Source organism: Streptomyces corchorusii (assembly GCF_001514055.1).
Lineage (GTDB): Bacteria > Actinomycetota > Actinomycetes > Streptomycetales > Streptomycetaceae > Streptomyces > Streptomyces olivaceoviridis.
Map to the genome: position 1 here is coordinate 1 of NZ_KQ948375.1, position 14,170 is coordinate 14,170.

Genomic DNA, 14,170 nt, shown 5'->3' on the forward strand with positions numbered 1-14,170 from the left:
GCAGCGATCGCACATCTCGTGCCCGCGCCCGACGCGACCGACGAGAGGACGCCCCGATGACGACGAGTCCGATCGTGGAGAGGGGCCCGGCCGCGGTGCGGCAGGAGGCCGGCGCCGACAGCGGCGCGGACGCGCCGCTGTCGGCGGCCCAGCGACGGGTCTGGCTGCTCGAACACCTCCGCCCCGAGCTGGTCGAGTACAACATGGCGCAGGTCTTCGAGCTCTCCGGCCCGCTCGACGTCGAGGCGCTCGACGCGGCGCTCGGGCTGGTCGTGGAGCGGCACAGCATTCTGCGGTCCCGCGTGGTGCAGGACGCCGCCGGGGGTCCGAGGCTGCGTGTCCAGCCGGCGTCCGTGATCCGTCTCCAGCGCACCGACCTGCGGTACCTGGCCGTCGGCCCGGCCCACGAGGAAGCGCACCGGCTGAGCGACGCGGACATCAGGCGGCCGTTCGATCTGGCCACCGGGCCCTGGATGCGCGCGCGTCTGACCGAACTGCCCGAGCAGCGTCACCTGTTCACCGTGGTGGTGCACCACATCGCCGTGGACGCCGCCTCGATGCAGATCCTCTGGTCGGAACTGTCGCAGGCGTACGCCGCGTTCCTCGCCGGGAACCGTCCCGAGCTGCCGGCGCTGCCGATCCAGTTCGCCGACTACGCGAGCCGGGCCGCGCGGCAGCTCGACTCCCCGGAGATGGCCGTCGAGGTGGACCACTGGAAGCGGACGCTGGACGGTGCGAGTGCGACGGAGTTGCGCACCGATCACCCGCGGCCCGCGGTGCGCGGCGGTGCGGGCGCGCGGTTGTCCCACGTGATCGACCCCGAGGTCACCGCCGGCGTGCGGGAGCTGTCGCAGAGGTACCGCGTGACGCCGTTCATGGTGTTGTTCGCGGCCTTCGCCGCTCTCGTGTCCCGGCACTCCGGAAGCCGGGACGTGACGGTCGGCGTCCCGATGTCCGGCCGGACGCTCCAGGAGACGGAGGGACTGATCGGGTTCTTCGTCAACACGGTGCTGCTCCGCACCGACCTGGGCGGGAACCCGACGTTCGCCGACCTGCTGTCCCGCGTGCGGGGGACCACCCTGGACGCGTACGAGCACCAGGGAGTGCCGTTCGACCTGCTGGTCGAGGAACTCCAGCCGGAGCGCGACCTGAGTCGCAACCCGCTGTTCCAGCTGATGTTCAACCTGGTCCAGGAGCAGACGTCACTGCTGCGGCTGCCCAGGGTGTCGGTCCGGCCCCTGCCGGCCGAGGCGGACACCGCTCGCTTCGACGTCGATGTCACCGTGGTGACGCAGGGCGAGCGGATGGAGATGCTGGTCTCCTACGCGACCGAGTTGTTCGAGCCGGAGACCGTCGCGCGGTTCGCCGAGCACTACCGGCAGATCCTCGCCCAGGCCGTGCGCCGGCCCGACACCCCGGTCGCCGATCTCGACCTGCTCACCCCCGGGGAGAAGCGGCTGCTGCTCTCGCGGTGGAACGACACCGAGCGCCCGCAGTCGGCCCGTCTGCTCCCCGAGCTCATCGACGAGCAGGCCGCGCGCACGCCCGACGCCGTCGCCGTGCAGGGCCCCGACGGGCAGGAGATGAGCTACGCCGAACTCGTCCGGCGGTCCGCCGCGCTGGCCTCCGTGCTGCGGGCGGCGGGGGCGGACCGGCACGCCCCGGTGGGGGTGCTGGTCGAACGGTCCCCGGACATGGTGGTGGCCCTGCTGGCGGTCCTGAAGGCCGGTGCCCCCTACCTCCCCCTCGAACCCACGTATCCAGCGGACCGGTTGGCGTTCATGCTGGAGGACAGCGGAGCCCGGCTGGTGCTGGGGCGGCCCCGGCTGGTGGCGGAGCTGGGGCTCGACGCGGACGTCCGCGTCATCGACGTCGGCGAGCCGGCGACCACCGTTGCGGTACCGCCGCGGTCACCGCTGCGGCCGGATGACCTGGCCTACGTCATCTACACGTCCGGTTCGACCGGGCGTCCGAAGGGCGTCATGGTCCCCCACCGCGGGCTGGTGAACTTCGTCCAGGACCTGGCCCGCACCCTGGAGCTGTCCGGCGACGACGTCGTGTGCGCCGTCACCACCATGGCCTTCGACATCTCGGTCCTGGAGCTGTTCGTACCCCTGTGCCGCGGTGCGCGCGTGGTCGTCGTGGACCGGCAGACCGCCTCGGACGGGGACGCGCTGGCGCGCACTCTGTCCTCCTCCGGGGCGACGATGCTGGCGGCGACCCCGGCCACCTGGCACTTGCTGCTGCTGAGCGGCTGGTCGGGCGGGGACCTGCAAGCCGTCTCCGGCGGCGAGGCGATGTCCCCGCGGCTGGCCCAGGAACTGGCGCCGAAGGTCTCCCGCCTGTGGAACGTGTACGGCCCGACCGAGACCACCGTGTACTCGACGCTGCACGAGGTCACCGGGGGCGGTTCCGGCGAGCCGGTGTCCATCGGCCGGCCGATCGCCAACACCCGGGTCCACGTGGTGGACGACCGGATGCAGCTGGTGCCGGTCGGTGCCGTCGGTGAACTCCTCATCGGTGGCGTGGGGGTCGTCCGCGGCTACGCGGGCCGGCCCGGGCTCACCGCCGAGCGGTTCGTACCCGATCCGTTCGGCAGCGGGGAGCGGCTGTACCGCACCGGTGACCTTGCCCGCCGGCGCCCCGACGGAACGCTCGAATACATCGGGCGGGAGGACACCCAGGTCAAGATCCGCGGTCACCGGATCGAACTCGGCGAGATCGAAGCGGTGCTCCAGCGTCACCCCGCGGTGGCCCGAGCCGCCGTGATCACGGCCGGGGACGGCATGGACCGCCGGATCGTCGGCTACGTGTCGTGGCGTGACCAGCCGGACGAGGCCGGGTTGCGGGCCTTCCTTCGGGACCGCCTCCCGCAGTACATGGTGCCGGCCGCCCTGGTCGGTCTGGAGCAGATGCCGCTGACCCCGAACGGGAAGGTGGACCGCAAGCAGCTGCCCGAACCGGAGCCGGAGGCGAGCGCGGAGCCCGTCGCCCCCAGGGATTCCCTGGAACTCCAGGTCACCTCGATCTGCGAGCGCGTACTCGGCCGGTCCCCCGTGGGCGTGCGCGACGACTTCTTCGCCTCCGGAGGCAACTCGCTGACCGCGTTCGAGCTGGTGGAGGCGGTGCGGCGACAGCTCGGCGTGAGCGTGCCGCTCAGCACGTTCTTCCGGACGCCGACGATCGAGGGGCTCTGCGCGGCGCTGCCGGACCTGTCCGCCGTGTCCGAGCGGCTGCTGGTGCCCCTCGCCGCCGCCTCGCACGAATCCCGTCCCCCGCTGTTCCTGGTCCACCCGCACGGTGGCGGCGTCAGCTCCTACATGGGCCTGGCACGGGAGCTGGAGGGCAAGGTGACGCTCTACGGCATCGAGGCGGTCGGCTACAACACGGACGCGGCGCCGCTGCGCACGGTGGAGGAGATCGCGGACCGGTACCTGAGCGAGATCGCCGGGACCGGTCACGAGGGGCCCTTGCTGCTCGGGGGCTGGTCGTTCGGCGGTGTGGTGGCGTACGAGATGGCGCGGCGCGTGGAGCGGGCGGGCGGGCGGGTCGGCGCGCTCGTGCTGCTCGACTCGCCGGTTCCCGGGTCCGCCGACCTCGTCGGTGACGAGGACGTACTGTCCCGGTTCGGTGCCGACGCCGGACTGCCCTCGCACGAGCTGGACGCGCTCGACGACAACGAGATCATCGCGGCGCTGGTGCGCCACTCCCACCAGGACGGCAGGCTGCCGGACCGGATCGAGTCCACGGCCGTGCGCCGCATGGTCGAGGTGGCCCGTGCGAACGGGGTGGCGGCCGAGCGCTACCGCCCCGAGGCGGTGATCGCCGCGGACATCCATCTGCTGACCGTCTCCGAGGACCATCCGACGCTCAAGACCCCCCGCGTCGATCCGGACGCCTGGCGGACGCTGACCCGCGGCCGGGTCAGCACCGTGCCGGTGCCGGGCAACCACCACGACATGGTGCACCCGCCGCACGCCCGTGAGCTGGCGCAGCGGATCACCGACATCGTCCGTACGTGCCTCGGCCCGGCGGACACCGCGCCCTCATCCGCGGACACGTGACATGGCAGTACCTCAGTCCCCAGACCCGTATGTTCGAGGAGGCGTAGGTGAAGATCGGCGTGCACAGCCAGGACGTCCTGTCACCGCAGGGCAGTCATGGCACGGTACAGGCGGAGTCGGTGCCCTCGGCACTGGAACAGGGCCCGCTGCTGGGCACCGGCACCGCGCCCAGCCACCACGGTGAACTGCTCCAGGGGGTGTTCGAGGACGGCGGCAGACTCCGCCGCGGCCTCGTCACCCTGCCCTGCCCGCTCTTCGCGAGCAACGCCACCGTGCGGCTGGACCGGTGGGAGACCGAACTCACCGTCACCCCCTCGTGGAAGACCAAGGCGCTCAAGGCCGCTCGCACCACCCTTGAGGAACTGGGCATGGGTGCCTACGGCGGAGAGCTGGAGCTGCGTGGCGACGTCGCCGTCGGCCGCGGGCTCGGCTCCTCGACCAGCGATGTGACGGCGGCGATCCTCGCCGTGCTCGACGCGGTCGGCCGGCGCCTCCCGCCGGAGCGGATCGCACGGATCGCGGTCGCCGCCGAGGCCGCCACCGACCCCCTGATCTACGCCGACCGCATGCTGCTGTTCGCCCACCGCGAGGGCGCGGTGATCGAGGACTTCCACCGGCCCGTGCCACCGCTGGGGGTGCTCGGCTTCTCCGTCACGGACGAGGAGATCGACACCCTGGCGCTGCCACCGGCACGCTACAACGCCTGGGAGATCGAGTGCTTCCGCGCGCTGCGCGGTCTGCTGCGCCGGGCGGTCGCCCACGCGGACCACGCCGAGCTGGGGCGCATCTCCACGGCGAGCGCGCGCATCAACCAGCGGTTCCTCCCCGTACCGCGTTTCGACCGCCTGCTGGAGATCGCCGAGGAGTCCGGGGCCCTGGGCGTGCAAGTCGCCCACAGCGGAACGGTGGCGGCCCTGCTCTTCGCGCCGCACGGGCCGCGGGTGGAGGAGCGGACGGCGCTGGCCGCCCGCCGGCTCGCCGAACTGCGCATCACCGACCATTGGCGCTACACCGCCGGGAGCGACAGCCATGTCCCCTTTGCACACCAGTCGTAGGGCGTTCACCAGCGTGGTCGACGGCCACGTCCTGCCCAAAGTCATCCAGGTCGGGCCCAATGTGTACGGGGCCGCCTTCCACCTGATGAAGCTGCTGCCCGCGCAGTTCATCCTCACGAGCGCCATCGAGACGGGCGAACTCACCCCGGGGACCACGGTCGTGGAGACGACCTCGGGTACGTTCGGGCTCGGTCTCGCGATGGTCTGCCGGCTGAAGGGGATCCCGCTCGTCCTCGTCGGCGACCCGGCGATCGAACCCCCGTTGCGCCGACGGCTGGAGGCGCTCGGCGCCCGCGTGAGCATCGTCTCCGGTCCGGCCCTGCACGCCCGTGGCGTACAGCAGGCGCGTCTGGACCGGGTGGCACGCATCCAGGCGCGGCTGGGCTCGTACTTCACGCCGGGCCAGTACGACAACCCGCTGAACCCCGTGTCCTACGGTGCGGTCGCCGAGCTGCTGCTGGAGAGCATGGGGACGTTCGACGCCCTGGTCTGCCCGGTCGGGTCGGGCGGTTCGTCGTCCGGTATCGGCTCGTACCTGCGGGCGCTCAACCCCCGGATGAAGCTGATCGGCGTGGACACGCCGGGCAGTGTCCTGTTCGGCGCCCCGGCCGGGTCCCGGCAGCTGCGCGGACTGGGCAACGGCCTGGTCCCGCCCGTCCTGGAGCACACGCTCTTCGACGAGGTGCACTGGCTCGACGCGTCGGTGGCGTTCAGGGCGACACGGCGGCTGCACGCCGAGCACTGCCTCTACATGGGGCCCACCAGCGGTGCCGCGCACCATGTGGCGGAGTGGTACGCCAGGCGCAACCCCGACCTGCGGGTGGTGGCGCTGTTCCCCGACGAGGGGCACCGCTACACGAACACCGTCCACAACGACGTGTGGCTGCGGCGCAACGGACACCTCACGGCGCCGTGGCCCGACGGGCCGCGCACCCTGGACCATCCGGCCGAGGTCGCCGGCGACTGGTCACGTTTCGCCTGGAACAGACGCACGCGTGAGGACGTCGTCGCCCTCAAGGAAGGAGTCAGCGCATGACCCGGGACGCCTTCGTCCTCGTGGAGAGCAACACCACGGGGACCGGCCGGCTCTTCCCCGTCGCGGCCCGGGGCCTCGGCCTCCATCCGGTGCTGCTGGCGGCGGATCCGTCGCGGTACGCCTCGGTGGGCGGTGCCGAGGTCGTGCCGGCCGACACCGACAGCGTCGAGGCGGTGGTGGCCGCGTGCCGCCGTATCGGTGCCGAGCGGCGCGTCGCCGGCGTCGCCACCAGTTCGGACTACTACGTCGAAACCGCGGCCGCCGCCGCCACCGCCCTGGGACTGCCGGCGAACGCGCCGGCCGACCTCGCCGCGGTGCGGGACAAGGGCGTGCAGCGCCGTAGGCTCGCCGAGGGCGGTGTGCGGGTGCCCCGGTTCGTCGTGGCCGACACCGTCGAGCAGGTCCTGGCCGCGGCCGAGGAGATCGGTTACCCGGTCGTGGTCAAGCCGGTCACGGGGAGCGGCAGTCTGGGCGTACAGCTGTGCGCGGACCCGGCGCGGGCCGCGCGGCACGCGGAGGCGGTCCTGGCCCGCGGGCACAACGAACGCGGCCGGCCGGTGCCGCGCCGGGTCACCGTCGAGGAGTTCGTCGCCGGCCCGGAGTACTCGGCGGAGATCCTCAACGGCGTCGTGGTCGGCATCACGGCCAAACACCTCGGAGCGCCTCCCCTGTTCGTGGAGACGGGGCACGACTTCCCGGCCGGTCTGCCACCGGCCGAGCGCACGGCCGTCGCGACGGCCGCCACGGACGCCGTGCGGGTGCTCGGCCTCGGTCTGGGCCCGGTCCACGTGGAGCTGCGGGTCGGCCGGGACGGCCCCGTCCTGATCGAGGCGAACCCGCGGCTGGCGGGCGGCTGGATTCCCCGGCTGGTGCAGGAGGCGACGGGGGTGGACCTGATCCTGAAGACGGTCGAGGCGTTCAGCGGCCGGTCGTCCACCGTGGACGCCACCCACAGCCGCGGGGCCGCCATCCGCTTCGTCATGGCCGAGGGCGACGGGGTGCTGCGCGGCATCGACGGCGTGGCGGAGGCGTCCGCCGTGGCGGGGGTGATCGACGTCGAGACCTACCGGGAGCCCGGAGCCGAGATCACCGTCGCCGGTGACTTCCGGGACCGCATCGGACATGTGCTGGCCCGCGGCGCGTCCGCCGCCGAGGCGGCCCAGGCCGCCGAGGCGGGGGTACGCCGCGTCCGCCCGGTGCTGACCGCTCGTGAGGAGGCCCTGGCATGACGGACTCCGGCCGTCTGCGCACCGCCGCGCACCCCGAGATCCGCCGCATGCTGCTGGAGCGGCGCGAACCGCCGAGGCCCGCCTGGAAGAGCGACCTCGACCGCATCACCCATGTCGACCTGGCGCACGTCGTCATGCTGGCCGAGCGCCGGATCATCGGTGCGGAGACGGCCTCCGCCCTGCTGTCGGCGATCACGGAGCTGCGCGAGCGGGACTTCGAACCGCTGGAGAAGCGGCCCGCGCCCCGCGGGCTCTACCTCGCCTATGAGGCCCACCTGATCGAGACGCTCGGCGAGGAGACCGGCGGCGTCCTGCAAACCGGCCGCTCCCGCAACGACCTGGGGGTGACCTGTCTCCAGCTGGCCCTGCGCGAACCGTACCGCCGGCTGTCGGCGGAACTGGGCGAGCTGGGAAGGGTGCTGCTGGACCGGGCGCACGAGTACCGCGAGGTGCTCATGCCCGCCTACACGCACTTCCAGGCCGCCGTGCCCGTCACCTACGGGCACTACCTGCTGGGGCTGGCGCAGACCTTCGAACGGGACGCCCGGGCGCTGGCGCAGGCGGGCGAGGGCCTGGCACGCTGTCCGCTGGGCGCCGGATCGATCGGCGGGACGACCGTCCCGATCGAGCCCGCCCGCACGGCCGAACTGCTCGGGTTCGGCGAGCCGGTACGCAACTCGGTCGACGCCATCGCGACCAGGGACACCGCCCTGCGGATGCTCTCGGCCTGCGTGGTGCTGGGGGTCACGCTCGACCGGGCGGCGCTCGACCTGCTGATGTGGTCGAGCGCCGAGTTCGGGCTCCTGACCATTCCCGACGGACTGGTCGGGTCCAGTTCGATGATGCCGCAGAAGCGCAACGCCTTCGTCCTGGAGCATGTGCAGGGCAAGTCCGCCGCCGCTCTGGGCGGGTTGACGGCCGCCGCGAGCGCCATGCGCGGCACACCGTTCACGAACTCCATCGCGGTGGGCACGGAGGCGATGACGCATGTGAGGCCGGCCCTCGACGCCACCGTCGACGCGGTGAAGATCCTGCGCATGGCCTACGAGGGCGCCCGCCCGGTGCCGGAGGCGATGGAGGCCAGGGCGACGGCCGGACTGACGCACGCGACCGCGACCGCGGAGTGGCTCGTGCGCCAGGGCGTGCCGTTCCGGCGCGCTCACCACCAGGTCGGCGAGGCCGCGCTCGCCGTCGTGGAGAACGGGGCCGACTCGCTGTGGACGGCGCTTGAGGCGCACGGTCACCTGCCGGCCGGATCCGCCGACCTGCGGCCGCAGGCGGTGTGGCGGGCGGCCGAGTTCGGCGGCGGCCCCGGTCTCACCTCGTTCGAGCGGTGCTTCGAGCCGCTGGCGCTGCGCTGGGAGGACCACCACGCCCGGCTCGCGCGGGAGATCAGCGGCTGGGAGGACGCGGACGAGCGGCTCGCACACGCCGTGGCCCGTGTGCGGGGCCGGACGAACGACACCACCCTGCCCACCGGAACCGACCCGAAGGACGACCTTCATGACCAGCACTGAACGCGCCTCCTCCGCGGCGGCCGTGGTCGAACTGCGCAGCGACACCTTCACCCTGCCGACGGCACGGATGCTGGAGGAGATGACGAGGGCACCGCTGGGGGACGACGTCTACGGCGAGGACCCCACGGCCCGGGAGCTGGAGGAACTGGCCGCGTCGCTCCTCGGCAAGGAGGACGCCTGCTTCATGCCGAGCGGGACGATGGGCAATCTGGCGGCCATCCTCGCCCACTGCCCCCGGGGGACGAAGGCGCTCGCCGGAGCCGAGTCGGACATCTACGTCTACGAAGCCGGCGGAGCTTCCTACTGCGGCGGCGTGATCGTCGAGCCGGTGGCCAACGCGGCCGACGGGACGATGGCGCTGGCCGACATCGAGGCGGCCTTCCCGGAGGACCCCGAAGACCCGCAGTTCGCGCTGCCCGCACTGCTGTGCGTGGAGAACCCGCAGAACCGTTGCGGAGGCCGGGTGCTGCCGCTGGAGTACCTGGCCGGTGTCCAGGCGCTGGCGCGCGCCCGCAAGGTGGCGGTCCACCTGGACGGCGCCCGGATCTTCAACGCCGCCCTCGCCCTGGACGTGCCCGTGCGCGTCATCGCCGGGTACGCGGACTCCGTGCAGTTCTGCCTGTCGAAGGGGTTGTCCGCGCCGGTCGGCTCCATGGTCGTCGGCAGCGCCGACTTCATCCGGTCCGTCCGCCGCATCCGCAAGATGCTGGGCGGCGGCATGCGGCAGGCCGGGGTGCTGGCCGCCGCCGGTCTGGTGGCCCTGCGCGAGATGACGGCCCGGCTCGGCGACGACCACCGCACGGCGCGGCGCCTGGCCGAAGGGCTCGCCGCACTGCCGGGTGTCGTGGTGGAGCCCGTCGAGACGAACATGGTCTTCTTCCGTGTCGACACCCCCCACCTGACGCAGGCGGAGTTCATCGAGCGGTCCTGGAACGAGGGCGTACGCCTCGCCGAGCTGGGCCGGGGCCGCATCCGGGCGGCCACCCACGCCGGGGTGAGCGAAGCCGGCGTCGACCGCGCGCTGTCGGTCTTCCGGGACATCCTCGCGCCCGCCGCCGTCCTCTCCAGCCGCCCCTGAAGACGTTCCACCTTCTTTCCCTCCCGTCCCGTCCATCCCGTCCCATCCCTGAAGAACACGATCGGAGAAACGTCATGCAGCAGCACACCTCTCAGCAGTGGCTCGTGGTCGTCAACGACGAGGAGCAGTACTCGGTCTGGTGGGCGGACCGCAGCGTTCCGGAGGGCTGGCGCGCGGTCGGCGTCAGCGGCCCGAAGGAGGAGTGCCTGGACTACATCGAGCGGACCTGGACCGACATGCGTCCGCTGAGCCTGCGCAACGCGGTCGCGTAGCGCGTCCCCGAACGGAGCAGGGCGCCGGAGGACCCGACGGTCCTCCGGCGCCCCCCGCCACCGCGCCAGCCGCCCCGGAAAGGACTGATCTGATGACAACAGCACCGCTGCTCTCGCCCCGCACAGCAGACGCGTGGGGTCGACTCCTGCTCGACTGCCACACGGCGGGGCTCCCGAAGGGCAGGTTCCACGAGATCTGCGAACGCGACGACGGGTACATCAGCGCCTTCGACGCCGTCGGGTTCTTCGAGGGACCGGAGACCTGGTCCGCGCTGGACCGCTGGGCCTACGGCCGCATCCGCGGGCGGGTCCTGGACGTGGGCGTCGGAGCCGGCAGGTTCGCCGTTCCGTTCCAGCGCGACGGCGGCGAGGTCGTCGGGCTCGACGTCTCCGGCGAGGCGCTCGACGTGTGCGCCCGTCGCGGGGTGACGGCGACGATCCTCGGCACGGTCGACGACGTGCCCGCCGACGAACGTTTCGACACGTTCCTCCTGCTGGGAAAGAACCTCGGTCTGCTGGAGAACCGTACGCGCGGCCCGGAACTGCTGCGTGCCCTGGCGGGCCTGGCCCGTCCGGGCGCCCGGATCGTCGGGACCGGGGTGGACCCCTATCGGCTGGACGGGGCGCTGCACGGCGAGTACCTGGCCGCGAACCGCCGGCAGGGCCGGATGAGCGGCCAGATGCGGCTGCGGCTGCGTCACCGGACCCTGGTGACGGACTGGTTCGACTACCTGTTCATGTCGGTGCCGGAGCTCGAAGAGATGACGGCGGGGACCGGCTGGTCGGTCCGCGACGTCGAGTGGCACGGCTCCGACTACGGTGCCGTGCTCACTCTGACGGCACCGGTGGGCGCGTCGCGCTGACCCCGCCGCCGCGGGCGGGGAAGGCCGGTCAGCCGTCGCCGACGGCCACCGTCCGGTTCCGGGCCTCCGATCCGGTGCGGCGCACCACGGTCGCGCCCCACCGGGGACGGTCGCGGCGCGCCTCGGCGTACAGATGCCGGACGTGGTGGAGGACCGAGAAGCGGGGCTCGTCCGTGCCGGAGGTCTCCGCCCGCACCAGGCCGTACGTCACCAGGGTGAAGACGAACGCCTCGGCCTCGGCCGGGGTCGTCGCGACCGCCGCCGCCGCTTCCGTGATCGACCAGCTCCGGTGGCTCCTCGCCATGGTGGCGAGGAACGAGGCGCACACGGGGCTCAGTCCGCCCAGGGTCCGCCGCAGCCGGACCATGAGGTCCCGTGTCGTGGCCGGCGACATCGGCGGGGCGGTGAGGGCGAACGGATCGTGTTCCACCACGGCCAGCAGGTGCGCCAGGGACCGTACGAGCGTCCAGCGGCCCGCGAACTCCAGGGCCCCCGGCAGACCGTCGAGCCGCCGGCACAGCTCCGCGACCACCGCCGCGTCGGTGGCGTCCAGCCGGAACCGCGGATGACCGGCCCGGATGTGCGCGCACAGCAGTTGCACCGACGGCACCTCGGACAGCAGTGCCACGTCGTTCTCGGCGCCGGGGCCGGGTACCGGCAGGGGCGCCAGCCGCAGCATCTGCTCGCCGGGGATGCCGCACGGGCCGGGCACCGTGAGGAGCACCCGCAGGCGGGGGTGTGCGCGCATCATGGCGATCAGCCGGGGGACGTCGGCGCCTGACAGTTCGGCGTCGTCCAGCACCAGGACCCACTCGTCCCCGGCGGGCCGGTGGGGGAAGTCCTGGGCGGGCAGCCCCTGGCCGCGGGTGCGCCAGACGACCGGCTTGCCGTCCGCGGCGACGCGGCGCACGGCCTCGGCCGCCAGATGGGTCTTGCCGACGCCGCCGATGCCGACCACGCTGACCAGCCGGCGCTCCGGTTGTCTCAGCAGTTCCGTGAGCGTGCTCACTTCGGAGTCGCGGCCGATCAACGGGCCCCGGACGACCCACGGCGTCGAGGCGTCGGCGGTGTCCGCGAGGTCGGGGCCCTCCGCTCCTGGACGCCGCCGTGCCGCGTCCAGGAGCGCGTCGCGCTGTGTGGCACCGAGCCGGAGCCCGTCCGCCAGCAGCCGGACGGTGTCCAGCCGGGGGGAGAGCACCTTGCCCTGTTCCAGATTGCGTATGGCGCGCACGCTCACGGTGGTGAGATCGGCCAAGTGCCGCTGGGTCAGTCCCGCTCGCCGTCGGTGATTCCTCAGCAGGACTCCGAGGTCCCGCTGCGTTCGCATGTCGTTCATGACCACTCCGGTCGGGTTGTTCCGAAGTCCCTCGTCGACCCGGTGGAGCACACCGGGTGCCGCCGGCGTCCCGGTTCGCACATGTCTGACGGAAACCGAGCGGGTGCTCGACCGTCCGGGCCCGCTCGGCGCGGTCCAGGCACTCCGCCACCGCACGACACGTCTCCGGCTCCATGTCATCGCCTCTTGCGGGGGCTTCACGGAACCGGCGGCGATGCTCTGCGCATACGGGCATCGGCACATTACCGAGCATCACCGTAGAAGGGCAGTTAAGTTCTGTCAATATAGTCAGTCAATAAAGCGGTTCCGCGTGCGCGGTCTCGCATGTGCGGGCAGACAGCGGAAAGCGCCCCATACCGAGCAGATGGGGCGCTTGGGAGAGGAAGGATCTGTTCCGCGTTCCGGCGGGGTCAGTATGCCCTGCGGTAGGCCCATACGGCCCGTTCGCTCTCTCCGCTCTTCTCCAGGATCTCGCCCAGCTCCGCCCAGGCGAAAGCGGCCTGCCGCCCGGCCTCGGCGGCCTCCAGCAGCAGTGCGCCGCGCCCGTAGGCGGCTTGCGCGGCTTCGTGATCGTCCTGGAGGAGGTGGGCGGCGGCGAGGACGAGATGGACCCGGGCTCTCTCCAGCGGGTGGTCGGGTCCCAGCAGTCCGAGAGCGGTCTCGGCGTGCCGGATCGCCTGCTCGGGCCGGCCGAGCATCACCTCGGCACGCCCGAGGGCGGTCTCGGCGTCCACCACGTCGAGGCCGCCGCCCAGCGCCCGCAGGGTGGCCGCGCTCTGCTCAAGCAGCGCCCTGGCCGTCTCGGGGCTGGGGTCGTCCGCGTGCAGCAGCACCATGGCCTGTGCGTTGCGCACCCGCGCCAGGGCCCGCGCGTCATCGACCTCGGCGAAGAGGGCGACGGCCTTCCTGACCAGTTCCAGGGCCTCACCCGACCGTCCGCGCCGGTGCAGGGCGGTGCCCGCGGTCCAGTAGGCGCCGCCGAGCTCCCTGCGGTCGTCCATGAGCTTGGCGCGGCTCATCGCCTCGCCGGCGAGGAAGTTCGCCCGGTGCAGGTCACCGCGCTCGCAGTACACGCCGATCAGCGCGGAGAGAAGCTCCAGCTGGGCGACCGTGGGCGGCAGGCCGGCCGCGTCCGCGTCGGCCAGGGCCCGCTCGGCGACGTCGACGGCGCGGGAGACCTCCCCCAGCGCGCGGTAGCACCGGCACAGCAGCATGGCCACACCGAGCCGGTCCAGCACCCCGCGCCCCTGCTCCCCGCACCGCTCCAGCAGCGACTCGAAGCCCCGGACGGCCTGCTCCAGTTGCCCGAGCTGCTCCAGGCACTGGGCGATGCCGAGTTCGGTCGCGAACCCCAGGCCCTTCCGCTCCTCGCCGGCCGGGATCTTGGCCCGCAGGGCGGTGAAGGCGTCCAGCGCCGTCCTGGAGTCACCGTCGCGCAGGGCGAGCTGTGCGTAGGAGAGCTCGATCTCCAGGTTCACCGAATCCGGCTCGGGGATCACGCCGGTGAGGTCACGGGGAGTACAGCCGAGCCGCTCGGCGAGCTGGGCGAGAACCTCTTGCGAGGGGAGGCGCTTGCCGGCTTCCAGGAGGGAGATGTAGCTCGGAGAGAGATTGGGCCGTGCCAGCGCCTCCTGAGAGAGACCGGCCGCTCTGCGCAGTCGCCGGATATGCGCTCCCAGACCTTCGTTCGGTGTCACCGCGACACCTCACTGGAAAGCCT

At 72.6% G+C, this 14,170-nt stretch carries 10 protein-coding genes; 8 read left to right on the forward strand and 2 right to left on the reverse strand.

The genetic code is table 11. The annotated features are described in order from the left end of the window. Nucleotides 1–56 precede the first annotated feature (56 nt). The 8 genes from AQJ11_RS40515 (at nt 57) to AQJ11_RS40550 (ending at nt 11,114) form a co-directional block, all read left to right on the forward strand. Nucleotides 57–4,064 (forward strand): non-ribosomal peptide synthetase, encoded by a 4,008-nt coding sequence (locus AQJ11_RS40515; protein WP_059266754.1) that lies wholly within the window; start codon nt 57–59, stop codon nt 4,062–4,064. Between the two features lie 47 nt (nt 4,065–4,111). Further along, complete coding sequence (locus AQJ11_RS40520; RefSeq protein ID WP_059266755.1) at nt 4,112–5,119, forward strand: GHMP family kinase ATP-binding protein; 1,008 nt, start codon at nt 4,112–4,114, stop codon at nt 5,117–5,119. Next, nucleotides 5,094–6,155, forward strand: a complete 1,062-nt coding sequence (locus AQJ11_RS40525; RefSeq protein WP_244218612.1) for a pyridoxal-phosphate dependent enzyme — start codon at nt 5,094–5,096, stop codon at nt 6,153–6,155. The genes AQJ11_RS40520 and AQJ11_RS40525 overlap by 26 nt, the downstream gene beginning before the upstream one ends. Continuing rightward, a complete protein-coding gene (locus AQJ11_RS40530; RefSeq protein ID WP_059266756.1) occupies nt 6,152–7,384 on the forward strand; it encodes an ATP-grasp domain-containing protein in 1,233 nt (410 codons plus the stop codon). Before AQJ11_RS40525 ends, AQJ11_RS40530 begins: the two co-directional genes overlap by 4 nt. Beyond that, the gene (gene argH / locus AQJ11_RS40535; protein WP_014669228.1) at nt 7,381–8,901 is read left to right on the forward strand and encodes an argininosuccinate lyase; all 1,521 of its coding nucleotides are present in this window, start codon (nt 7,381–7,383) and stop codon (nt 8,899–8,901) included. Before AQJ11_RS40530 ends, argH begins: the two co-directional genes overlap by 4 nt. After that, complete coding sequence (ltaE, locus tag AQJ11_RS40540; protein WP_014669227.1) at nt 8,888–9,979, forward strand: low-specificity L-threonine aldolase; 1,092 nt, start codon at nt 8,888–8,890, stop codon at nt 9,977–9,979. The genes argH and ltaE overlap by 14 nt, the downstream gene beginning before the upstream one ends. Nucleotides 9,980–10,053: 74 nt before the next feature. Next, the gene (locus AQJ11_RS40545) at nt 10,054–10,251 is read left to right on the forward strand and encodes an MbtH family protein (RefSeq protein WP_030644613.1); all 198 of its coding nucleotides are present in this window, start codon (nt 10,054–10,056) and stop codon (nt 10,249–10,251) included. Between the two features lie 92 nt (nt 10,252–10,343). Continuing rightward, nucleotides 10,344–11,114 carry a class I SAM-dependent methyltransferase gene (locus AQJ11_RS40550; RefSeq protein ID WP_059266757.1) on the forward strand — a complete coding sequence of 257 codons (771 nt, stop codon included), beginning with the start codon at nt 10,344–10,346 and terminating at the stop codon, nt 11,112–11,114. A 28-nt stretch (nt 11,115–11,142) separates the two neighbouring features. Here AQJ11_RS40550 and AQJ11_RS40555 read toward each other — a convergent pair whose 3' ends face one another. Then, complete coding sequence (locus tag AQJ11_RS40555) at nt 11,143–12,450, reverse strand: helix-turn-helix domain-containing protein (protein ID WP_059266758.1); 1,308 nt, start codon at nt 12,448–12,450, stop codon at nt 11,143–11,145. Nucleotides 12,451–12,860: 410 nt separating this feature from the next. Continuing rightward, nucleotides 12,861–14,147 carry a helix-turn-helix domain-containing protein gene (locus AQJ11_RS40560; protein WP_059266759.1) on the reverse strand — a complete coding sequence of 429 codons (1,287 nt, stop codon included), beginning with the start codon at nt 14,145–14,147 and terminating at the stop codon, nt 12,861–12,863. Nucleotides 14,148–14,170: the final 23 nt, after the last annotated feature.